At 42.6% G+C, this 23,768-nt stretch carries 20 protein-coding genes and 1 tRNA gene; 7 read left to right on the forward strand and 14 right to left on the reverse strand.

What is annotated here, in order from left to right:
• Nucleotides 1-52: 52 nt before the first annotated feature.
• The 4 genes from ENH88_RS14660 to murB all read right to left on the reverse strand — a co-directional run bounded on the left by ENH88_RS14660 (nucleotide 53) and on the right by murB (nucleotide 2,940).
• Nucleotides 53-128: transfer RNA gene (locus ENH88_RS14660), tRNA-Thr, on the reverse strand.
• A 120-nt stretch (nucleotides 129-248) separates the two neighbouring features.
• A complete protein-coding gene (locus tag ENH88_RS14665; protein ID WP_304183277.1) occupies nucleotides 249-944 on the reverse strand; it encodes a type III pantothenate kinase in 696 nt (231 codons plus the stop codon).
• A complete protein-coding gene (gene birA, locus ENH88_RS14670; RefSeq protein WP_304183279.1) occupies nucleotides 941-1,933 on the reverse strand; it encodes a bifunctional biotin--[acetyl-CoA-carboxylase] ligase/biotin operon repressor BirA in 993 nt (330 codons plus the stop codon). The genes ENH88_RS14665 and birA overlap by 4 nt, the downstream gene beginning before the upstream one ends.
• On the reverse strand, nucleotides 1,930-2,940 hold the full coding sequence (gene murB / locus ENH88_RS14675) for a UDP-N-acetylmuramate dehydrogenase (RefSeq protein ID WP_304183280.1): 1,011 nt from the start codon (nucleotides 2,938-2,940) through the stop codon (nucleotides 1,930-1,932). Before murB ends, birA begins: the two co-directional genes overlap by 4 nt.
• A 143-nt stretch (nucleotides 2,941-3,083) precedes the next feature.
• Here murB and ENH88_RS14680 point away from each other — a divergent pair, with 143 nt between their 5' ends.
• Nucleotides 3,084-4,928, forward strand: a complete 1,845-nt coding sequence (locus ENH88_RS14680; protein WP_304183281.1) for a M1 family metallopeptidase — start codon at nucleotides 3,084-3,086, stop codon at nucleotides 4,926-4,928.
• Nucleotides 4,929-4,990: 62 nt separating this feature from the next.
• Here ENH88_RS14680 and ENH88_RS14685 read toward each other — a convergent pair whose 3' ends face one another.
• A complete protein-coding gene (locus ENH88_RS14685) occupies nucleotides 4,991-5,599 on the reverse strand; it encodes a DUF2057 domain-containing protein (RefSeq protein ID WP_304183283.1) in 609 nt (202 codons plus the stop codon).
• A gap of 92 nt (nucleotides 5,600-5,691) precedes the next feature.
• On the opposite strand from ENH88_RS14685, the gene ENH88_RS14690 reads away from it, so the two are divergent.
• The 3 genes from ENH88_RS14690 (at nucleotide 5,692) to ENH88_RS14700 (ending at nucleotide 9,238) form a co-directional block, all read left to right on the forward strand.
• Entirely contained in the window at nucleotides 5,692-6,057 is a 366-nt protein-coding gene (locus ENH88_RS14690; RefSeq protein WP_304183285.1) for a histidine triad nucleotide-binding protein, read from the forward strand.
• A gap of 233 nt (nucleotides 6,058-6,290) precedes the next feature.
• Nucleotides 6,291-6,947 (forward strand): helix-turn-helix transcriptional regulator, encoded by a 657-nt coding sequence (locus tag ENH88_RS14695; protein ID WP_304183286.1) that lies wholly within the window; start codon nucleotides 6,291-6,293, stop codon nucleotides 6,945-6,947.
• A gap of 134 nt (nucleotides 6,948-7,081) precedes the next feature.
• Nucleotides 7,082-9,238, forward strand: coding sequence for an ATP-binding protein (locus ENH88_RS14700; protein ID WP_304183288.1), 2,157 nt, complete (start codon nucleotides 7,082-7,084; stop codon nucleotides 9,236-9,238).
• Between the two features lie 463 nt (nucleotides 9,239-9,701).
• Here ENH88_RS14700 and ENH88_RS14705 read toward each other — a convergent pair whose 3' ends face one another.
• The 6 genes from ENH88_RS14705 to ENH88_RS14730 all read right to left on the reverse strand — a co-directional run bounded on the left by ENH88_RS14705 (nucleotide 9,702) and on the right by ENH88_RS14730 (nucleotide 14,885).
• Nucleotides 9,702-10,175 carry a DUF4231 domain-containing protein gene (locus tag ENH88_RS14705; protein WP_304183290.1) on the reverse strand — a complete coding sequence of 158 codons (474 nt, stop codon included), beginning with the start codon at nucleotides 10,173-10,175 and terminating at the stop codon, nucleotides 9,702-9,704.
• A gap of 209 nt (nucleotides 10,176-10,384) precedes the next feature.
• Nucleotides 10,385-10,933, reverse strand: a complete 549-nt coding sequence (locus tag ENH88_RS14710; RefSeq protein ID WP_304183291.1) for a 3'-5' exonuclease — start codon at nucleotides 10,931-10,933, stop codon at nucleotides 10,385-10,387.
• A 26-nt stretch (nucleotides 10,934-10,959) separates the two neighbouring features.
• Nucleotides 10,960-11,856 (reverse strand): AAA family ATPase, encoded by an 897-nt coding sequence (locus tag ENH88_RS14715; RefSeq protein ID WP_304183292.1) that lies wholly within the window; start codon nucleotides 11,854-11,856, stop codon nucleotides 10,960-10,962.
• The gene (locus ENH88_RS14720; protein WP_304183293.1) at nucleotides 11,853-12,353 is read right to left on the reverse strand and encodes a hypothetical protein; all 501 of its coding nucleotides are present in this window, start codon (nucleotides 12,351-12,353) and stop codon (nucleotides 11,853-11,855) included. Before ENH88_RS14720 ends, ENH88_RS14715 begins: the two co-directional genes overlap by 4 nt.
• Before the next feature lie 2 nt (nucleotides 12,354-12,355).
• Nucleotides 12,356-13,303, reverse strand: a complete 948-nt coding sequence (locus ENH88_RS14725) for a CBASS oligonucleotide cyclase (RefSeq protein ID WP_304183294.1) — start codon at nucleotides 13,301-13,303, stop codon at nucleotides 12,356-12,358.
• A gap of 46 nt (nucleotides 13,304-13,349) precedes the next feature.
• Complete coding sequence (locus tag ENH88_RS14730) at nucleotides 13,350-14,885, reverse strand: hypothetical protein (protein WP_304183295.1); 1,536 nt, start codon at nucleotides 14,883-14,885, stop codon at nucleotides 13,350-13,352.
• 305 nt (nucleotides 14,886-15,190) lie between these two features.
• Between ENH88_RS14730 and ENH88_RS14735 the strand changes: the two genes are divergently transcribed.
• On the forward strand, nucleotides 15,191-15,412 hold the full coding sequence (locus tag ENH88_RS14735) for a hypothetical protein (RefSeq protein ID WP_304183296.1): 222 nt from the start codon (nucleotides 15,191-15,193) through the stop codon (nucleotides 15,410-15,412).
• Nucleotides 15,413-15,977: 565 nt separating this feature from the next.
• On the opposite strand, the gene ENH88_RS14740 is transcribed toward ENH88_RS14735, so the two are convergent.
• Complete coding sequence (locus tag ENH88_RS14740; protein WP_304183297.1) at nucleotides 15,978-17,393, reverse strand: mannose-1-phosphate guanylyltransferase/mannose-6-phosphate isomerase; 1,416 nt, start codon at nucleotides 17,391-17,393, stop codon at nucleotides 15,978-15,980.
• A 172-nt stretch (nucleotides 17,394-17,565) separates the two neighbouring features.
• On the opposite strand from ENH88_RS14740, the gene ENH88_RS14745 reads away from it, so the two are divergent.
• Nucleotides 17,566-20,838 (forward strand): methyl-accepting chemotaxis protein, encoded by a 3,273-nt coding sequence (locus ENH88_RS14745; RefSeq protein WP_304183299.1) that lies wholly within the window; start codon nucleotides 17,566-17,568, stop codon nucleotides 20,836-20,838.
• 94 nt (nucleotides 20,839-20,932) lie between these two features.
• Nucleotides 20,933-21,412 carry a DUF4124 domain-containing protein gene (locus tag ENH88_RS14750; RefSeq protein ID WP_304183301.1) on the forward strand — a complete coding sequence of 160 codons (480 nt, stop codon included), beginning with the start codon at nucleotides 20,933-20,935 and terminating at the stop codon, nucleotides 21,410-21,412.
• A gap of 4 nt (nucleotides 21,413-21,416) precedes the next feature.
• On the opposite strand, the gene ENH88_RS14755 is transcribed toward ENH88_RS14750, so the two are convergent.
• Both ENH88_RS14755 and ENH88_RS14760 read right to left on the reverse strand, forming a co-directional pair.
• Nucleotides 21,417-22,535, reverse strand: a complete 1,119-nt coding sequence (locus ENH88_RS14755; RefSeq protein WP_304183303.1) for an aminotransferase class V-fold PLP-dependent enzyme — start codon at nucleotides 22,533-22,535, stop codon at nucleotides 21,417-21,419.
• Between the two features lies 1 nt (nucleotide 22,536).
• On the reverse strand, nucleotides 22,537-23,709 hold the full coding sequence (locus ENH88_RS14760) for a PrnB family protein (RefSeq protein WP_304183304.1): 1,173 nt from the start codon (nucleotides 23,707-23,709) through the stop codon (nucleotides 22,537-22,539).
• Nucleotides 23,710-23,768: the final 59 nt, after the last annotated feature.

The raw sequence follows: 23,768 nt of genomic DNA on the forward strand, positions 1-23,768 counted from the left end.
CGGGAACCCCTCCACGATAATTCTTTACTAAGCACTTTCGGTAAAAGGAAAGTGGTGCCGACTAACCGAGTCGAACGGTTGACCTACTGATTACAAGTCAGTTGCTCTACCAGCTGAGCTAAGTCGGCACTGCTTTAGTACGGGGCGAGATATTAGAGGAAGGTTGGTGGTGATGCAACAATAAATTTGAAAAAAATGTAATTTTTTAGCTTGAACGCTCACAAATCAGGCAAAACAAGCTATTTCTGTTACTTTTCGCTCAATTCATACCAGTAATTGAGTCCCTTCATCACTAGTTGCGGATCATAAATCGCATCTAAAAATTGCGCTTTCAGTAGTGCACCATAGCCACCAGCAAAAATTAGCCGAGGGGTTTTATTGGTTAAATGTAATTTTGCTTGCTCAACAGCCCCTAAGGTTGCCACTAGCGCGCCATTTTTTAAACCATTCGGTGTGTTTAGGCCCAACTCATTTGCAAAAGGCGTGTTGGCATCATCAAAAACGCGCTGCGTATTTTGTGTTAATGAGCGCGTCATTAGATCAAGGCCGGGTAATATCCAGCCGCCCAAATGTTGCCCTTGCGCTGTAAGTACATCAATTGTTGTGGCAGTGCCGGTATCTATCACTATGCAATCTTGCTGCGGCCATAATTGAAAAGCGGCAATTAAAGCAAGCCAACGATCAATACCTAAATTACTAAATTGTTGATATGCACAGCTTAAATTACTTAGTTGTTTAGTTACTTTCGCTTCAAAACATGGCACCTGAAATAAGCATGCTTGTGCCAAGAGCTCATTGAGTTGCTCACTGTTACCAACACTTGCATAAACAACCTCGTTAATTTGCGACCACGGCAGTGCGTTAAGATCACATGGCTTAATTTGCCCATCTTGCCATACAGCGGCTTTTAGTGCCGTGTTACCTACATCAATTAATAGCCTCATACGCTTGCCTTACGTAATGATATTTCGCCGCCATAATAACTTTTCACTTCACCGTCTTGGCGAATACGAATACCACCGTTAGCATCAATGCCTTCACAAATACCACCCCAACTGCGATGCCCAGTGTTAAGTTCAACGCATTGCCCAGCGAATACGTTTAAACTATTCCATTGTTGATACATATCATTTAAGCCAGTTTGACTGTACTGCGCTAACCGCTGTTCAAGGTGATAGGTTAAATAGGCCACCAGCTGATTTTTATCAATCTGCTGACTATGCTGACTTAAATCGGTCCACGCTTGGTCGATTTGCTGACTAAAGCTTTCGGGCATTTGTAAATTAATGCCAATCCCGATAACTAACTGACACGGTCCTTGTGGCTGACCATCTAATTCCACTAACACGCCGGCGAGCTTTTCATTATTAAGATAAATATCATTCGGCCACTTAAGTTGGATCTCCAGCTTATACAGTGCGTTTAAGGTATCGTAGACCGCTAACCCCACTGCAATCGACATTCCCATCGCCGCTTGCAAGCCATCATCTAAGCGCCAGTAGTAACTATAATATAAGTTAGCGCCAAAGGGGGATTGCCACACGCGACCACGGCGCCCCCGTCCTGCCTGCTGCATTTCAGCAACAACCACAGTTCCCGACTCCAGTGCTTGTTTAGCTGCAATACGGCGCATTAACTCACTGTTAGTCGAATCTATAATTGGCTGAACCTCCACTTGCGCGGTGTGTGCCCCTAAGCTTTGATAATAGTGTTGGATCTTAGTTTGCTCTAATAAGCCGACGTTATTATTTAAGCTATAGCCTTTACCGCTGACTTTAAAAATGTCTAAACCCATCTCTTGCAAACTTTGCATATGTTTACTCACCGCCGCGCGGCTAATACCCAATTGCTCACCCAGCAATTGCCCAGAGATAAAGCCACCTTGATTAAGCGCATTTAAAATAGCCAGTTTATTGCCATCCGGTGCTTTCATAATCTGCCCTCTAAGCTAATATGGCACTCATCAAAGGCTGCCATTAACCGCACTTCATGATGTAACTCTATTTGATAACGCTGCCAAATTTGTTGTTGAATATGTGTGATCATGGCAATAAGATCGTCGCCATTGCTATCACCATGGTTCACCAGCACCAGCGCTTGTTGCTGATGCACTTCGATGCCAGCAATACGATGCCCTTTTAGCCCCGCCTGCTCAATCAACCAACCTGCCGCCACTTTGTGATGTTGATCATCATAAACATAATGCGGTAATTGCGGATGCGCTTGTAACAAGGTCTGTAATTGCTGATTCGCTATTATTGGGTTTTTAAAAAAGCTGCCGGCATTAGCCAACACATAAGGATCAGGCAGTTTACTGTTACGAGTTTTAATTACTTGCTCAAAAACAGTTTGCGGAGTTACCGATTCAAGCTGCTGTAAGGGCCCGTAACTTAGCTCCGGCTGCCATTGTTTTGGTAATGCTAATGCCACTGTGGTGATCACCGCTTTATTTTTTAGTTGCTGCTTAAAAATAGAATCACGATAGCCAAACTGACACTGGAGTTTGTTTAAGCGTTTTATTTGCTTACTGGCAATATCAAAATATTCTACATATTCAATAAATTTCGCCAGTTCAACACCATACGCTCCAATATTTTGCACTGGGGCTGCACCTACGGTTCCTGGGATCAACGCTAAGTTTTCCAGCCCTGGTATAGCTTGCGCTAAACTATCACTAACAAGTTGGTGCCAATTTTCACCGGCAGCAACCTCTAGTAAATAGTCATCTTTACGTTCGCTGGTATTCACACCGCGAGTCGCCATTTTGATCACAGTACCTTGATAAGTACTTAAAAAAACGGTGTTACTGCCTGCGCCTAAAATACAAAAAGGGCTAGCAAACGCTAGTTGCTGCAATTGCGCTAAGTCAGTAATTTCGATGAGTTGCGAGCACTGACTCTGTAAAGAAAAGGTATGAAAAGATTGTAGGGACTGAGCCACAAAGCGCCTCAAAGGTTAATTGTCACTAATCGCACTAGTGTAACTCTTAGTCGCAAATGTTGCACTAGATTGTAAAAAATGCTCAAACAAGAATCACAATCATGATATAAAACCTGCACTTTTTATTCGTGTTCAGGGTATTTATGAAAATCAAACCTCTCTTTTTAAGCCTCGCTTTGGCTGGAATGTGCTCTCAAGCAATGGCCAGTGCCATTGATCAAAACTCCTATGCCAATCTTGATGACGTCATCACTACGCATTTAAACCTTGATTTAGATGTCGACTTTGCCGATAAACAATTAGAGGGCTTTGTTGAACACACGCTAGCATGGCAAAACACCACTAGCAAAACCTTAGTGCTTGATACTCGTGATCTAGATATCGATAAAGTAATGTACCAAGGTCAAAATGGCAGCTGGCACAAAGCTAACTTCACTCTTGCTAAGCGCGATGATGTTAAAGGCTCTAAACTTACCATTACGTTTAAAAGCCAAGCGCCTAAAGTACGTATTTATTATAACAGCCGCCCTGAAGCATCTGGCTTACAATGGTTAACTCCAGAGCAAACAGCCAGCAAAAGCCACCCATTTATGTACAGCCAATCACAAGCAATTCATGCTCGTAGTTGGATCCCAGTACAAGATACACCAGCGATGCGGGTAACTTACTCAGCCCGTATCCACACACCTAAAGATATACGTGCTGTAATGAGTGCTGATAACAAAGATGCTTTGTATAAAGACGGCGATTACATGTTTGATATGCCACAAGCTATCTCGCCGTACTTAATTGCTATTGGTGCGGGTAACTTAGAATTTAAAGCCATGTCTAAGCAAACCGGTATTTTTGCGGAGCCAACTATTTTAGCTGCGTCGGTTGCCGAATTTAACGACACCCAAGCGATGATCGATAAAACCAATGCCATGTATGGCGAGTACGCATGGGGTCGTTACGATTTACTCATGCTACCGCCAAGCTTCCCATTTGGTGGTATGGAAAACCCACGCCTTTCATTTATCACACCAACGGTGGTTGCTGGTGATAAAAGCTTAGTAAACCTAATTGCTCACGAACTTGCACATTCTTGGTCTGGTAACTTAGTAACCAATGCAACCTGGGAAGACTTATGGCTAAACGAAGGTTTTACCTCATACGTTGAAAACCGCATTATGGAAGAAGTATTTGGTCGTGACCGTGCGGTTATGGAACAAGCACTTGATGCAGCGGGTTTACGTGCGCAACTAAAAACCATTGATGCACCTGATACGCGTCTTAACTTAAAACTTAATGGCCGCGATCCAGACGATGCTTTCAGCTCAGTGCCTTATACTAAAGGCCAGCTATTTTTAGTCTATTTAGAAAACCAATACGGCCGTGAAAAATTTGATGACTTTGTTAAAACTTACTTTAATGAATTTGCTTTCAAGTCATTAACCACTGCCGAATTTGTGACTTATTTAAAAGCCAACTTAATTGAAAAATACCCAGGCGTGGTGAGCATGGACAAAGTAAATGAGTGGATTTTCCAGCCTGGTTTACCAAATGATGCACCAAATCCAACCTCTGATGCGTTTGATAAAGTAGATAGCGCAACTCAAGCATGGTTAAAAGGTGAAACAACTGCCGCGCAACTTCCTACGACTAATTGGACAGTGCATGAGTGGCTACACTTTTTAAATAACTTACCACGCGATTTAAGCCTAGAAAAAATGGCAGCATTAGATGCAGAGTTTAACTTAACTCAATCCACCAATGCTGAGCGTGCATTTGCATGGTATATGCTTGCGGTAGGCAATGGCTATCAACCAATTTATCCATCTCTTGATAAGCACTTATCTGGTATTGGTCGTCGTAAATTGATTGTGCCGTTATACAAAGCATTGATCAAAAACGGTAAGCGTGAGTGGGCTCACGATGTTTACCTTAAAGCTCGCCCTGGCTATCACCCACTAGCACAAGGTACTATTGACGACTTATTTGCTAAGTAAGCTGAACTAGCACACAAGAAAGGGCGAATCAATCGCCCTTTTTGCTATTTAAATAACCTTGTTTATTTACTTTTCGTGACTTTATCAATGAAAGCTTGCTGCTCTTGGACACTGGCTTGTTGCCACCAAAAATCGAGCATAGCTGCAGCGTTTGGCGCAGGACCAGAGACTGGAGCTTGCGCTGTCGTCGCCGAAGCAATGGCGGTAGTGCTCGCTGCAGGTGCTGCTGTCGCAACTGGAGATACAGCACCGCTGCTTAGATTTGGTTCAGGTATAATCGCTAAAGGTATACCTAATGACTCTCCCTTCACTTGCAAACTCACTTGTGGGGCCTCGGCAAACACTTTCGCCGCCACCGCATTATCAGCACGATTAAACACCACATCGTAATCCGTATTGGCAGCAATGGTCATCGTTACCCAAAATGGTTCTGAGTCAATAACTTGATGCTCATCGTAGCCTTGCTCATAGAGATCTGTGTACTTAAGTTTGAACTGATAAACACCGGGAGTAAGCTCAACTTCATCAACCCGATTGAAAAATGAATGTTCTATTTTTTTATCGCCCACTTGTAACGGCACGATTTCTTCAGGGAAATTAACGGTTTCAGCAATACTGGGAACACTGAAAAACAATGCAACAATACTGCTCAATAATAAATTTTTACGCATAATAACTCCTTGTGGTTTGATTTCAGTTTGACACTGCAAGCAAAGTTTGTCATTAGTGATATTTATTAGATTACAATGGGACTGATTTTAACGTGAGCCAAGAAACTATTTTTACTAAAATTATCAATCGCGAAATTCCAGCTGACATCGTCTACGAAGATGAGCTGAGTTTGGCCTTTAGAGACATCAACCCACAAGCTCCTTTTCATATCCTGATTATCCCAAAAAAAGAGATTGCGACCATTAATGACATTACCGAACAAGATGCACCTATTGTCGGTCATCTTTATGTAGTAGCTGCCAAAATTGCCAAACAACAGGGCTTTGCAGACGATGGTTTTAGAGTTGTAATGAATTGTAATGAACATGGCGGTCAAACTGTTTACCACATTCATTTACACATGTTAGCTGGTAAAATAATGGGATGGCCACCTTATCAAGATAAGAAGAAAGGCTGATTTATAAAATTACAGTGTAAATATTTGTGAAAAGCACACCCCTCTGGCTTTTGATGTTATTTTTTATAAATATCAAAAGCTTGAAAAGTTTTTAAAATGTATTTTTTAATGACTAATGTACAAAACGTTATAAAACTATGTTTATCCTACCCCAAGATAGGAAATTTCTAATACGAAAGGGGCGGATTGCATGTTAGGATTGATTAGTCAACTTTATTCAAGAGTATATAAGTATGAGTAGTTCAGCCTTTTTGTTACTAGATCTAGAGCCAATTAATACAATTGGTATTAATGTATTAGAGCCTTTATTAAAAACCCAAGGGCTCAATGTTACTACCGGAACAAACATATTAGACGTGCCTGAGGGAACGCGCTTATTGTTTATTGAAACATCAAGCCAAGACGCTTGGGGGAAACTAAAAGAGCAACTGGTAAACCTGCGTGTAAAATGCGATATCGTATTATTCAACCTAAATGAAAATCCAGAGCTTGCTAATCGTGCGCTGTTAAGCGGCATTCGTGGTGTATTTTACACCACAGACAACGCTGACGTACTAATGAAAGGCATTCGCTTATTACTTGAAGACCAACTCTGGTATCGCCGTGATATCATGTGTAACGCGTTAAACCGCATGCTGCAATTTAATAAAGATGCCTTACACAAACTCACCGACGGTGATATTGAACCAGTAAAACTCACTAAACGCGAGAAAGCGATTATCTCACTGATGAGTAATGGCTCGAAAAACAAAGAGATCGCAGAAGCGTTAAGCATTAGTCCACACACGGTAAAAACACATTTATACAGTGCATTTAGAAAAACAAAATGCCGTAACCGTATTGAACTACTGTCATGGGCACAGCAAAATATTCCTGATGAAATTCGCTGAGCTAGCGACTTTCATTTAACTATAAAAAACAGGTACTTTACTACCTGTTTTTGCATTTCTATGCCACACCTTATTTGCTAACCTTGGCAATTGCCATTATTCTAATCTCGTTACCCGATCAGCTTGGAATATAAATGCTCGACTCCCTCACTCTGTATTGTGCTAGCGCCGCCATGATGGCCGTAATGGCACTGCTTAATTTTTTAACTTGGCGCGCAAACAAACATACTCCTGGCACTGTGTTATATATATTCTATCCGTTAGTGCTCTTTACTGCATTATTGAGCTTTGCTTTGCATGGCTATATCGATAATCTCATTACCATTATCTTAGCGAATTGCTTGTGGTTTAGCGCATCCATCATTCATGCATCAGCGATCAGCCAATTTTTAGGTTATCGCGGTAAAGAATTTCGATTTTTTGTATTGGCAACGTTATTTTGCGGTGCATTGTTAATGTACTTTACGGTGGTCGATTCAAACTTACGCAATCGAGTACTTGCCTCTGATTTACAACATATCAGCGAAGCACTATTTCTACTGTACTTATTTATTCGCTTTGCCCGTAAGCCTTACCCCAACGGCAGTATTGTCTATATTTTGATTCTTACCATTATTAGCAGTGTTTTTGTCGGACGCGCTTTTTTAATGGAAGATGTGAACAATTTCACACTGTTAAAAGAAAACTGGTTTAGCGTTACCTTGCTGATCAATGGCGTGATCGCACCGATATTTTATACTACCGGCATGGCATTATTATGTAATGAGCGCAGAGAGCAAAACCTCAATCAGTTAACCAATAAAGCGCAAAAAGATCTTGAAATAAGAGGCTTATTTTTATCAACCATCAGCCATGAAATTCGCACTCCCCTAAATGGCATTTTAGGCAGCGCACAATTGATCTTGAATCAATCAACGGATCCACGGGACAAACCTTACTGCGAAGCCATTATAAACTCAGCCGAGTCTCTTAACTTGTTAGTCGATAAAGTGCTTGATTACGCAAGCCTTGATCAACACAACGAAGCGCTTTATGAAGAAGATGTCGAATTTAAAACCTGGCTCCACAATCTCTGTTTACTACTGAGTCCACTAGCCGAGCAAAAGCGCTTAAAGTTTGAGTTAATTTATAACCTACCAGAGCAAGCTTGTTATTACTGTGACCAACAAAAACTTCGGCAAATCATCATTAATCTCGTTGGTAATGCGATTAAATTCACTGATAAAGGTGAAGTTAAGATCCGTGTTGAACTACTCGAAGAGCGTCAACTTGAGCATCATGTGCGGATTAGTGTAATTGACTCAGGACCGGGTATTGAAGATGACGAAATAGAGTATCTCACAGAGCCTTACGTACAAAGCAGTGCAGGGAAAGAAAAAGGCGGAACAGGCCTTGGCCTTGCTATCACCAGCCGCCTACTGGCTAAACTCGGCTCACAACTCGATATCATCAGTGAGCTCGATAAAGGTAGTTCGTTTAGCTTTGATATCACCTTGGCGCTTGGTGAATTAAGCTTAGTTGAGCAACGCCATCAATCAAAAGACTACTTAACCGGCTTAGATGTGTTACTGGTTGAAGATTTAGATTTAAATCAAAAAATAGCCATCGAGTTTATGGCTGATGATGAACATAAAATCAAACTCGCCCGCGATGGTAAAAGTGCCATTGAGCTGATGCAAACTTATCACTTTGATGTGGTGCTATTGGACATGAATCTGCCAGATCTAACCGGCCAAGAGGTGCTGAAAACCCTTAAAGGGATCGAACATAAAAACCAGCGTACGCCGGTGCTGGCATTTACTGCTAGTTTAAGTCCTGACGAAATAAAGGAATATTTTACACTTGGCATAAAAGACATTGTTGGCAAGCCGATTAAACAACAAAAGTTACGCCAAGCGTTAAGTGACTCGCAAAACAGTCAAGCTCCCAGCATTGCCGTAGAACTCAGTGATGTTTTGTATGATGATACCGCAGCAGACACATTAAAAAGCTCTTTTAGTGAAGATGAAGTGTCTTCTATTTATAACGAGTTTGTATTATCCGCTCGCAATAAACTGATCCGTGCTCAGCAATTGCTAGACGAAGATAAAGAACAATGTATAAAGCTACTACATCGTCAAGCCAGTACCGCTTTGCAGCTTGGCTTTAACCGCTACGGTAGCGAACTAAAAAAAATCGAGCGACGCTTGCTCGATAACAAACCACTTAAAGAGTCACTCACCGCAGCATTGGTACTGTGGCAAAATAGCCTTGAGCAGTATTTAAAGTATGTAAGAGAGCAGATGAATTAGCGAGTTGGCGAGTTGGCGAGTTGGCGAGTTAGCGAGAGTGAAGTTTCAAGGAAAAAGTAGCAAGGTTAAAGTTTAAAAGACAAAATTATTCCATGCTCTTTAGTTTTAGCAGCTCATATAGGGTCTTACAGTTTTGACGAATTGGTTCACACCTTATCAGAGAGACGGTTATGAGCGAAAAGCAGATGGTCAATCTAACTCATTTTTGGACATAAATGAGTTAGAGCTGACCAGCGGCTCTGTGCCATTTGCGGAAGTTGACTTTAAAATTTTAAAAACCGGCAGCCGGCTCATAAGCAGACATTTGCAAGTTACCAAATTGATAGCTGTACTATCGATAGCCTACAGCAGTTGAAACAAACTGCTGAATCAAGTGGAGGAAAAATCCGCTTTCATGTTGACCTGCCAGACGGCTCAAGCTACGGTTTCAGGTTGTGAATAGAATTGCCGAGCTCAAAATAACTTACTCTTTACCAGTAAGGACCATTTTATTGAGACTTGATGCATCTGGTACATTCTTTGCCCAAGTATTGTGAGCTTCAGATGCAAAGTTGGTAACTTCAGAAATAAGCAATTTATCTGCTTCCTTTATAGAATCCGACATGCCAGAATATTTTCCCACCCTAAATTGATAATGAGCTAAGGAAGTCTCAATTTTGCGTTGTGCAGTTCGATATACTGCCCAAAGTGCGTGAGGTTTTCTTAATTGAAGCCATGCTGTGGAAAAAGCTGCAAACGCAGACAATAAAGATGGTATAACTTTTGACAACCAAATCCCTTCTCCAAGGCTTACAAATAAAGGGCATAAGAGCGAGCACACCATTGCACTTTTGAAACACCAAATACTTTCAAACTTGTTATGATTTGCTTTTTCTTTGTAATGGTTTACCTGTTCTATAGCATATTTTTCTGCTAGAGATTTTTCATCTTCAGACATTTCGTCTTCCTTTATTTGTATTTATATTGTCTTAGAAAGAGCATTTTTACCAGCAAGATTAGCCTGCAAAGATTATCAGAATGTTTAATTTCAACGCTATAGAGAACATTTAAGAAGCACTCTTCATTGCCTGTGTAGCATCATCTGATAGACAGAGTTTCTTAGTAAACTCACCTCATCAGAATAACTATATAAACTTAGTTCTTCTGCTAATTCTGGCACAATCTGTAAATTAACCGGAATAGTTCCGCTTGATATCTCGCATCGTCAAGAGCATCGTGGTTCCCTTTTTGACGTGGATTTACAACCTTATCAATAGAACTGGATTTGGTATCATGCCATGTACATCCTGTGGCCCCCATGAAGAGAGCTTTGATGTCTAGTGCTGAAAATCCGAATGGATTGCTCCCAAAGTATTTCAAGAAGTAGTAATTGACAAACCCCCAATCAAACGGGGCATTCAAGCCCACAAACACAGGGGTGCTATTTTCGGGTGTGTTATGAACGATCCAATCAGCAAACTGCCTCATGGCCTCAGTTGGAGTAAGTCCGTCTCTTTCAGCCTTCTCTAATGTCAAACCTGTAACCGCTAGTGCTTCTTCGATTGATTTCTCACTAATAGGTTTTAACATCGTAGAAAAAGAGACCTCTGGTTGAAACACCAAGCAAGCTCCTATAGAGAGCATGCTGTGTTCACTTACGACGGGGCCGGCAGTTTCGACATCAACCGAGATAAATATTTCATCTTTTTTACTCATTATTCAACTCCCGTATGAGTCACTATTTACCCATGCATGATTGGTGATGGCTTCAAGTTATTTGCTGCTTGGTGAAAATGCTGCGCAGTCAAAGGTGAATCAGGAAAAGCCATAGAAACTGCTGCTGGATAGAGGCGTGTACGAATATCGGAGTACGTCCATGTAGGGTTTGTTCCTTTCGCCGCTGTCGCCTCAACAAGCTTAGCAATATCAGCAGGGTTGAAAGCCAAATCGGCGAGATCTTTCTCAAACAATTGTTTACGCTCTAGGTCGTTAGGGCGTTGAAACTCTTCTACAATCGAAGCACGCCTGACCACTGCTGCGTCAAGAACTCCCAAGCGATTAGTACACAAAATAGTGAAAATGCGACCTTCATGTTTGCGCAGGTTATCAATGGCCTGAATCAAGGTATTAACCCCCACCTTATCTTCGTGATGGCTATGCTCCTGACTACGAGATGCTCCCAACGAATCGCCTTCATCGATGATTAGGAATGCGCGACCTTTTCCTGTACCAATGGACCGTTGGATTTCGCTAAAGGCATCTGCAATAAGCGACCCCATCTCACCAACCTTACCTGTACCACGAACTTTATTGCTCAGTTTGAAGAGAATTGCATCTTCAATTTTTGCATCGCGAGCAAGACGATTAGCGATGGCTTCAGCATTGGCAGTTTTTCCCGTACCAACATCACCATGGAAGATTGCTAAAGGATACTGCTCGTTGAGTAGCCCCACTACATCGAGCCTTTTACCATGGTGAGTCTTGCTCCATTTCTCAAGCTCATCCGATTGAATCATGAGCTGCAACTGCTTCTTGATTCGTAAATATCTAGGCTCGAACCCCAAGAGACGCTCAGCTTGATAAGTGAGATTGGTGTCTGGCAGCACGAACTGTGCTTCAAAAGCTGTCGATCTTGTCATGAAAAATCATTCCTATTTGCACCGAAACCGTTGCTGCTATAGCCGCGGTTTCCAGAAGGTGTAAGCCCACTATGACTTATGTCCACGTTAGTTGGCCCCCAATTCATTTTCCAAGGCAACTTGGAAGCCTTTTCGGGCTCATTATCCCAAGCTGCTTTAGGATGGAGAACAACACGAATTTGGCCGGATGGAGTCTCGGGCCAACGGACACCTCCCGGCCGGGAGGTGTCAGTGGCATCATCTCCATCTGTGAAAGAGTAGGTGGTGGCTTTGACTTCGCTACCAAACGCGTTTAAAAGTGTCACATCGACTTTATTGAGGTAGCCGTTCTTAGCTGCTAATTCAATATCATGTGCATACTTCTCTGCTTCATCCCTATTCATTGCCTTAGAACTGTCGGCAATCATGATCAGGTCAGCCTTTACGTTCAACACAACTTGTTCTACGTCCGCCTCGGTATAAGAAGATGAGTAGGTACTTGAATATGAAGAGCTCATGTTTAGTCCTTAATTTTGAATCGTGGGCCGAAAATTTCCTTCCAGGCTTCTTCATTTTCCTGAAGTGAGGCGTAATTTGCGGTTTCCCATGCAGCATCCGCCATTTGCACAATTTCCTTTCGCTCCTCTTCCATAATACGCGAGGCGACATTGTTCTCGTGGTTGGCCGGGTCGATTATAACCACAGGATCTGTAAAGCTCTTTTGGGATTTGAACGCATTCTCTGGAAAATCGATGCGTTCCTTTAACTCTGTATTCGCGATGAAAAGTAAGAAATCCCGAAAGCGCTGTTCGATATTCTCAGTCTTGCCATTCTTGTCAACCAGATAAGCAAGGATGAGCTCAATATGGAATGATTTTAGGCCTGGGGGCTTAGCAAAATTCTTCCAACGCTTAGCCATCCGTACAAGAGTCCGATAGTGTTTGTCAGTATCTTTACGGTCTTTGACAAATTTTATCTGACATGGGGCGCAGGTAAGATTGCGCTCTCCCGTAGTCAGGTCGTATTGCCAACCGTGATCGGAATTGGAGTTGTCCTGAATAACAGGCACAACATCCACGCTTAATCCACTTTTAACAAATGTTACCGTAGCTGCTCGGCGTTGGATTTCAAAATCTTCAACGGACTTAGTGGGATAAATAGCTATCAATAATGAGTGAATAAGCTCTGTCAGTCCAGCCAATGTGGACTTAGTTACATCTTGACCGCTGATGTAGAAGACAACATCCACGTCGATGGGATCGTCTGTCGTCTTTTGCAAAATTGTGTATTTAGCGAATGAGCCTGCTTTGACCACTTTAGTAATCTTGAGATCGGACTTTTGGGTAACGTGTTTACGTAGTTCCTCAATGAGTCGGTCGACCTGAGCGTGATACTCAGTTCGCTTTTCTGCCGATAGCCTTAGCACATTGCTGTCGTAATAAATGAGGTTAGTGTTTGTCAGTGGCATTGTTTTCTAATCTTTTTGTAAATTAGTCTCATGAATGGCATGGCGTTTAGTTTTGCAACGTCATACCGTTAGCTATATAGTCGACAGTTACTCCGGCGGCAGCTTTCGCAGCCAAAAGATGGAACCTGTTGTCTTTCTTCGAATCACCGAAATCACTAATGCCACGCACCATTAGTACAGGCTTGCCGAAATTTTCACATGCGGCAAAAAGACCCGCGCCTTCCATTTCAGCAATCTCAATTTTGCCATGAAGCTCACGCATACCAAGAAACTTGTCTGGGTCGCGAAGAAGTTTTTCTCCACTAGCAACAGTAGCAGTCTTCGGTATCACACCCTGAGCAACAGGGCCTGCGTCGACGTGGTCTGGGAATTCAATACCCAGCATCTTGTAACTATCCGTGAGGCGAGATTCGAGAGTCGCTCGGTTAGAAAGATAGGCGCTGACATCTTGACGAACCCGCATGTTCAACCTGGTTACTTCTGGTCTAACTTCAGACTTACCTCCCTCAATAAGAGCGGCACCTTCATAGGCGACGACTCGCTCTGCGAGGATGACCTCTCCCAGTGCACATTTATCTCGAAGACCAGCCGCTATACCCATCATCATCACGTTAGCTGGTTCCAGTTCTCCCAAAAGCATAGTGGTCACAGAAGCCGCGTCTACATTACCTGCACCCGCAAAGCATGCCACCACACAGCTGGCCGTCTTACCGCCACGTTTGGAGACGGGAGCCTTCCATACATGCAAACCGTTCTTTGTTGTAACGTGCTCGGCATCTTCCGCGATACCGAATGCTTGCTTAGCAGCAGCCAACTCCACGTCTAAAGCGGTGAGCACAAGTACATCAGGGGGTAAAGCCTCGATCCTAGCCTTTTCTTCCTCATAAAAGACTTTGACTATACGTTTACTTATTTCTTGCAACGAAAGCACGGGCTCTTGCAAAGACAGAGAAGGTAAAACTTTAACGACTTTATTACCGCTATTCGGCATATAAGTAAGTGGATTAGATTGAAAACGTTTCAGAACACCTAGTGCTCCAGCTCCGTCTTCACTATTTGCACCTAGTTGCATATCAAGTGGAAGTACAGGCAATGACCTTTTGACCATTTTTTGAGCGCGGTCCAAAACTCCCTTCCCTCCACCTAAGGCCACCATTGCAGTGGCGTGCTCAATTTGCTCATCGCCAACATTGCCACCAGTCAGCACTTCGTCTTCAAGAGGTACGAGCTCGGCGACACCACGCGCAATCATCCCGTATAAAAGCCTACGTTGCTCAGGATTAGCCTTGGACTGGAGACGCTCACGTGAAGCTACAATCTTTAAGCGAACCAGAGAACTCTCGCCAGGGAGCAGCTTGTCAATAGCTTCAGCCACCGTCCAATCAAACAAAAGTGGTTTGTTATCGGCATTGACAGGTTCAGCAGCCACATAAATCACAAAACCGCCGCCAGCATTTATCACTTCGCCAACAAACTCCTTAACAAATGTATGAGCTCGATCAATAAGCTCATTTTCAGTAGTGTTTGATACGCTACCAGCAAGTAGAATGTGGCGCGATGCCAGCATCAAATCGTTTTCCATGATTATCTCTCTTGGATATTTTATGCTCACATCATTTCGTCGACTTGAGCTCCGAACGCTACCATCTCAACATCTAAATTGTTCAATTAACCAGCATGCCATTTACTGCTATATGGGAACACTAGCACAATATTTCAAGCAAGATAATGGTATTTGTGACAAATGATTGAATAACCTCAGATGTATTGCTTAGTTAGTTCAGTATTCAATGCTATTCCGAGCATTAAAAATCAGGAAAAGTAATAGGTTAAAAGACAAAATTTTGGGAAAGTAGCAAAAACACAAGATTTTCTGGAAAACATAAAATGCCTAACAACAACAGGCTTTGCAGAATTTTTCCAGACTCTGAGTGTGGTAGTATCACAGAAGTAAAAGATATTGATTTTGATTATAAGTGTATTCAGATCTGGAATGGAAAAAGCAACAGGCACCGAATTGTCACTTTAGCTTTGGAGCTTATCCCCTTGCTTAGAAATCAAATTTTACAAGAGGATGAATACCTTAAACTTGATTTAAAAAACGAATAATATTCAGGAGTATGGATGCCACATGCTTTAGCTAAAAAAAATACCCGTCTGCCAATAAATCACATGGTTGGCAATATTTATTCCCGTCACATCTGTTAAGCGCAGATCCTGAAACCGGTGAAATAAGACGCCATCATTGTCATCACACCAGCATCAGAAAAGAGATAAAAAAGCCGTTAAAGCAGCGGGATTAAAAAAGTTAATTACGCCACTCGTTTGCCACCCATTTACTGCAAAATGGTGCCGATATTCGAACAGTCCAAGCCTCTTGAGTAAACAACTCCAATAAGTCGACTGCCAGCTCTTGCCTTAGGATATTTTTCCTGAGCGTCAGCTTTTTGGAGATAGCATTTGCTAGGAATGGTAAGTATGGGCGGCTGTAACTCGCTCTTTTGAGGCATTCGCCAAAACACGTCTTGGGGCAGAAACGAGTTACGGTTGAAGGTCAGCTCATGGCACATATGGACAGCCAGATTTGAGCTAAACCTAAAAATCATTTCTGCCAGATTAAGTTAATTGTACAATCTCACTTTAACCTTGTTACTTTAGCCTTGTTAACTTGCCGCTATCTACCATACTGATCATCAAAACGCTCTATATCTGTTTCATCTAAAATACTGCCGGTTTGCACTTCGATGAGAATAAGCGGCTCGCTGTGGGTATTTGCTAAACTGTGGATCTGACCTGGCGCTATATAACATGACTGATCTGCGGTTAACGTCTGAATATGTCCAGCAATACTAATATCAGCCACACCAGATACCACCACCCAATGCTCGGCACGATGTTGATGACGTTGAGTTGATAGTCTGCCACTAGGGTGTACACTAATCTTTTTGACTTTAAAGCCAAGCCCTTCGACTAACACTTGATAGCTACCCCATGGTCGATACATAGCTTGATGATGTAACAACTTATCGCCGTGCTTAACAGCCAATAATTTTAATAATTCTGGTAGTTGCTCAAGCTGATTTTTATCCGCCACTAAGGTGGCATCATGAGTGTGAATAATAGCTAAATCTCTGACTCCTAAAGCGGCAATAGTATGGCCGCTTTCGCTATTGAATAAGTTGTTTTCACTATTTAACAACACGGTATCTGCGCTTGGGTTATTACCTTGCTCGTCTTTATCGGTACTTTGCCATAGCGCATTAAAGCCGCCGACGTCATTCCAATTCAGTGCTAACGGCAGCACCGCCACATTAGCGCTACGCTCTAAAATAGCGTAATCGATAGAATTACTGGGGCAATTTTTTAAGATATTGTTATCGGCGCGAGTAAAACCTAAATCACCTGTAAAATTGGCAGCTTGTGCAATGCAGTTCGCTATTTTTGGTGCAAACCGTGCCAACTCAGCAAGGTATGCCCTCGGGGTAAATAAAAACATGCCGCTGTTCCAGCTGTATCCACCACTGGCTAGATATTGCTGCGCCATCAGTAAGCTAGGTTTTTCTTTAAACTCATCAACGTCATAACAGTTTGAGGCTGCTATTTTAGCCCCCCTTTTGATATAACCGTAGCCACAGTGAGCAGTATTAGGCTCGATTGCAAACGTAATTAGTTTGCCCTGCTGCGCCAACGTTATCGCATCTGGCAGCTGTGCAATCAATAATTCAAAATTATCAATATGATGATCCGCTGGCATCACCAATAAAGGCGTATCAAGCCCTTGCTGTAATACATATTGCGCGGCCAGTGCGATTGCCGGTGCAGTATTTTTCCCCTCAGGCTCTAATAGTAACGCCTGTGGTTGCACATTTATCTGCTGACATTGGCTACTGGCAATAAAGCGATGTTGCTCGTTACACACCAAAATAGCATCAGAAAAACACTCATCTTCGCAACGCTTTAGGGTGCTCTGCAATAACGATTCATCCCCAAGTAAAGGTAAAAACTGCTTTGGCATAGCTTGGCGTGACAATGGCCATAACCGTGAACCTATGCCACCGGCTAACACAACAGGAATAATCGCGTTCTTCATAGCAAACACACTTTTAATTTGAATGCGTTTAGTTTAACAGAGTATCGCGGCTGCATTACAGCGACTAAAAAATCAATTTTCTCTCGCGACTCGCTTTTGAGGCCAGCTGTTCTACACTAAATCTTAATTACCTATATTAGGTTTACAGCTTTGCTTTGATAAGGATGTTGTTATGGCTCACCCTACCCACTCATTTGGGCATTTTGTACGTAGCATTGGCTTGACTAAAAAGCTAGTTATTGCTTTTTTACTGGTTGCGTTAATTCCTTTGACAATCAGTATCAGCCTTGCCTTATATAATTCGGCGGCCTCGCTAAATAAGCAAACATACGCGCAATTAGAAGCCGTAAGTGAAATAAAAAAAAGCGCCATTGAAAGACACTTTATCGATATTAAAGCGCAATTATTATTTTTGGCACAAAGCCCACTGCTACACTCAGCAGCAGAGGAACTTAGCCTCGCGTTTAAAGAGCCGACTATAAATACCCTCGACAATAGCGCGCAACAACGCTTGGCTGATTATTATAATAACGACTTTAACGCTAAGTACCGCCTTGAAAATAAAGACGCGCCAGCCAAAGCTGAGCTACTGGCAGCACTGTCTCCCGCAGCGCGATATTGGCAATCACAATATTTAGCAGACAACCCCTATCCAATTGGTGAAAAAGCGCAATTAATGCAAGCAAGTGCGGATAACAACTACAATTTACTGCACAGCAAGTATCATGGCTTCCTACTAAATTTCGCTGAAAAATTTGATTTTTACGATATTTTTATTGTCGATAATCACAGCGCCGACATCGTGTATTCTGTTTATAAAGAGGTCGACTTTGCAACCTCATTGCTTGATGGCCCTTTTAACGATAGCAATCTAGCACGCGCCTTTAAGCAAGCAAAGACGCTCAATGAAGATGAAATAACCTTTGTCGATTACCAACAATATCTGCCCTCCTATGATGCGCCTGCAAGTTTTATCGCAACCCCTATATACAGCCGCGGCGTGCATACCAATACGCTGATCTTTCAACTATCCATCGATGCCCTCAACATTATTATGACTGAGCGGGCAGGCCTTGGTGTCAGTGGTGAGACTTATTTGGTCGGGCCTGATTTTTTAATGCGTTCAGATTCTTTTCTGGACCCTGAAAAACGCTCAGTGGTGAACTCATTTCGTAACCCAGCCGCAGGCCAAGTCAAAACGCATGCTGTTGAACTTGCCCAGCAAGGTAAAAAAGGCCAACAAGTGATCACTGATTATAATGGCTCTTTGGTGCTGTCGTCTTATCAGCCTATCAATGTGCTCGGCACGCAATGGTCGCTACTAGCAGAAATAGATCAACAAGAAGCATTTGCTGCAGTTAGTCAATTAACCACTATTTTAGTCGTGACTTTAATTGTATCAATCATTGCCATTACATTAATTGCGATGTGGTTTGCTCGTTCATTAACTCATCCTGTGCAGTTATTGGTAGATACCATGCGTCACGTTGAACAACAGGGAGATTTTTCAGTACGAACTCCGGTGCTTTCAAATGATGAAATAGGCTCCTCCGCAAACGCCTTTAACTGCTTGCTTGATGCACTGCAAAGTTCTATTTCACAAACCAATACTGTGATGAACAAAATGGCTGCCGGTGAATTTAATCATCGAATTAATGTTACCTGTAAAGGCGAGTTAGATTCCTTAAAACAAGCTACCAATAATTGCGCTGACTCATTAGAGCAAGCTATGAACGAGTTGAATCATATTATAGATGAGATGAGCCAAGGGAATTTTAACAGCCAAATAACCACGCCTATGCAAGGGCAGCTGGGCACTTTAAAGCATAATATTAATGGCTCACTGCAATCATTAAACACCACAATTACTGAAATTGTTACTGTGATGAAGCATATTGAACATGGCGATTTTCAGCAGCAGGTTAACGTTGCTGCACAAGGCGCTTTGGCGCAATTAAAAAACAGTGTAAATAATTCAGTGCATAGTTTAGCTGGTGCCGTAAGTGATATTAGCCGAGTGATGAGTGCATTACACGAAGGGGATTTTACTCGGCATATCGAGCAACCTTTACAAGGACAACTAGCCATTCTTAAAAATGATATCAATACCAGTGTAGATAACCTCGCGTTGATCATTAAGGATATTAATAATGTGATGGCAGCGGTCAGTGCCGGTAACTTTAAACAACACGTAAACTGCAATGCAAATGGCCAATTAGCAACATTAAAAAGCAATATTAATAACTCAATTATGGGCTTAGATAATGCAGTGACTGAAATATCGAACGTGATGCTGGCGATTAGTAAAGGTAATTTTGAGCAAACAATAGATAGTAATATGCATGGCCAGCTGAATGCCCTCAAAGAAGATGTAAATAGCTCAATTAGTAATTTAAGCATTGTTATTGCAGAGCTGGCACGGGTGATGACCGCGATGCGCAACGGCGACTTTAGTCAACAACTGGAAACATCCATGCAAGGGCAACTAGCCCAACTACAAGATGACGTGAATTGCTCTTTAACCATCACCGCAAATGCAATTACAGAAGTAACGGCTGTTTTGAGTGGACTCGCCCAAGGTAATTTAAATCAACAACTACGGCAAGATTATCAAGGTGTATTTGCGACCTTAAAGGCAGATGTTAATCAAACCATCGAAAAACTAACCACGGTTATCAGTAGCATTCAAGAGTCTGCTAATAAAGTTTCACAAAGTGCCGCAGAAATAGCCGCCAGTAACACTGAAATAAGCCAGCGTACCGAAGAACAAGCAGCTAACCTAGAAGAAGCGAGCGCCAGTAGTAGCAATATGCTGGATGAAATAGCTACGATTACCAAACAAGCAAACGAGGCGGTTGCACTTGCAGAAAACGCCAAAATAACCGCCACTGAAGGTGGAGAGCTGTCGTCACAAACCGTCAATGCCATTATCGAAGTGAACAGCTCAAGTAAAGATATTAATGAAATTGTCTCAGTGATTGACGAAATTGCATTCCAAACCAATTTACTGGCACTTAACGCAGCGGTTGAAGCAGCTAGAGCGGGAGAACATGGTCGCGGGTTTGCAGTGGTTGCCAATGAAGTGAGAGAGTTAGCTGGGCGCAGTGCAACCTCTGCAAAACAAATAAAAGCGATCATTAGTAACAGTAATCAAAAAATTAGCCAAGGCACGGCATTGGCTAATTCATCCGGTGAAAAACTAAAACAAATTGTCAGTGCCGTAGCCGATGTCAACCAGATGATAGTGTCGATTAATGGCTCTTCTATTACCCAGCAACAAGCGATAAAAGAAGTGGATATTGTGGTGCAACGACTTACCACCTTGATCCAAGAGAACTCCGCAATGACAGAAGAAACGATGGCGGCGGCAAAGCAAATGGCTGATCAGGCCAACACCATGCGTCACATGCTTGGTTATTTTTCACTGCAGAAAATACCGCTATAACGAAATAGCTATAAATACTGCAGAGTCGCTAAAAACTGGCGACTTAATAAACAAACTTGCTAAACTAGCAGCACTGGAAATTTAAGGATTATAAGTGCATTTGCAACTACTTAGTTTAACATTCGTGTACGTTATTACGCTGCTCATCGCACCGGCATCGGCTACTGAAGTGTATCGCTGTACGATTGATGGTGTAGCCATTTTTAGCCAACTGCCATGTGGTGAAAACGCCCAAGAAATAACCATTCCCGAAACCAACGTAGCACAAGGTATACCAAAGCAGAGCAAAGCTGTTGATGGAGAAGTTGATAGCTATATTACGATGCAAAAAATTGACCGAGACATTGCACTGCTCCAGCGCGAAATCAAACAACTACAAGATACTCTGGCAGCACAAAAAACTAAAATAAGCTATATGACTCAAGATACTGCCAATAGAATGGGGGCAAGCTCAATTGCAGATGCGATAGCACAACGAACCGCACAAGTTGAGCGGCACATCAAACCGCAAATCGAGCAGTATCAACAACAGATCGAGGCGTTGAACGCCATGAAAGCGCAACTAAGCCAATAATTATTTATTTATTTAAAACCCGTTTCACGACTTTTATTAGCCGCTCGATATCGGCACTGTCGTTATAGATATGCGGTGACACCCGCACCCCGTATGCCCGCATATCAACACTTATATCAGCCGCTGTCAAAGCAGCTAAAATCGCAGTTTGTTGCTCGGCAAAATTTATAATTGCCGTACCACTGCATTTAGTCGGTGCAACTGGCGATACCACATAAGGAGCGAGCTCTGTTGTTAATTGCGCTAGTAACGCTAAGTTATGAGCGCGCACCTTATCAATACCTAAGCGAGCAAAATATTGCATGCTGTGCCCTGCAATCACAAATGGCGCAATTGCAGGTGTGCCTCCCCAAAAGCGCAGCGCGGTATCATGATAAGCAAAATGGTGAATATCAAACTCAAATGGATTTTGGTGGGAAAACCAACCCACATCTTGTGGCTCACAAATACTTAACTGTGCTTTACTGACCCATAAGTATGCTGCACCAGGACCAGAACATAGCCATTTAACGCTTGAGCCAATCATAAAATCAACGTCAACTTGGCTTAAGTTTAACGGCAACACACCAGCCGATTGCGCGACATCAACAATACTTAAGCACCCGACTTGCTTGCAAAGTTTGCTAATTTCAGCCACTGGCGCTTGCTGACCCGTATTTGAATATGCATGACTAATAAACACTAAATCGATATCTGCTTTTATGAACGGCTGCCACTGCGCACTGTCTGTTAAGTCAACGTGTTCAGGAATAAACTCTATTTTAGCACCACTGGCTAAGGCTTTTTGCATCGCAAAGCCCATACTAGGAAAATCACTTTGCGCCATTAACACTTTACAGCCTGCTTGTTGCAGCCGAGGGTGTGACATAACGAGCTTAGTTAATGCGCTAGACAGATTAACTTGCGGGCAAAACTGCTCACTTGGAGAATTAAACAGTAAGCTCAGCGCAGTTGTAAAACGACTAATAACAGCTAGCCACTGCTGCCATGGCTCTTTATTACTCGCCTGCCAAGGAGCAAAAAAGTGTTGGTTAAAATCATCTTGGCTACTTTTCAATGCGCGGCCAACAGAGTGATTAAGTAAATAACACCCAGCAGCCAAGTGAAAGTCATCTTTATACATTTTAATTGCCCACCCACTGTTTGAGCTGCATTAAATCATGGTAACGCGTTTTGATATCATCACGCTTAGCTGCTGCTCGGCGATCTCTTAATTGCTCTAGAGAGTCTAATAACACATGTAATGGCGGGCCGCTGGCTGTCACTTTATTCATATGTTGCTGTTGCATTTGCTGCGCAGGCTGAGCAATAAACTTGCTTACTAATTGGTTGTGGTGGCCAATTGCCGTATCACCATGGAGTTTGCACACTTGAATAAATAATTTGGCATTGGTTTTAAACCATGGGCTGTGGCGCGCCTCACCTGCGGCTAAAAAGTCATCCATTAAACTTGGCATGCGCATTGACTCACGCAGTATTTGCTGATCTTCAGGCATCATATATAAAAATTTGTCCACCAGCATTTGTGAATAACTCGGCTCGTTGGCAAAGCACAGCCCTAGCAGCATATCAATCACGTTAATACCGGCAAAATCGCCAGCATTAGCGCCGCGGTAAATCTCTTTACCCACTCGATATGGCTTATAATATGGGCGCACACAAAAGAAGAATCGCTCGGTATCGAGCTGATTATATAACGCCGTATTTGATTCGATCACATCGACCAAGGCCTGCTTGGCAACTTTAAGTAAATCACCGCATAGCGGATGCGAAATCCCTAACGGCTGAATTTTTAATAAGGCATCAGCGGCGCGCTTATACGCTAAAATACCTTTGGTATTGTAATCAATGAATAATTTTTCATCGCTCAGATCAGTAAAGCGCTTATAAAGGCCATTAATCGCTTTGTTATGGGTGGTTAAATGGGCGGTCGCAAAGCGTGGCGTTACCCCAATTGATGCACCAATATGCATTGCCAGTGCTGATGCTTCCACCAGCGGCGAGGTTGTCTCCCGTGATGGTTCGGTGATTTCATGGCGTCGACACGCAGCCATAAATAAGCCAACATTGCCCAGTAAATCAAAGGCACGCTCAAAACCTTCATCGGTATTGCCTTCAGCTAGTAGCTTACGAATATGGGCATTACCTTGCGCTTCTAATTGATGCTTGAATTGCTCGCCAACAAATTCCACATTGGCTTTGTCTGCTTGTTGCCAATAAATAGTCTCTAGCTGACTGTTGATCTCTACAAAGCGGGTTCTGAGCCACTCGTCAAATGCCTGAGTATTGCTGCTCATTGGCATAACTCCATATCAAATATTTATTGCATTTATGTTAACAGATAATATAGAGCGCA

Source organism: Pseudoalteromonas prydzensis (assembly GCF_011050055.1).
In the GTDB taxonomy this organism is placed as follows: domain Bacteria; phylum Pseudomonadota; class Gammaproteobacteria; order Enterobacterales; family Alteromonadaceae; genus Pseudoalteromonas; species Pseudoalteromonas prydzensis_A.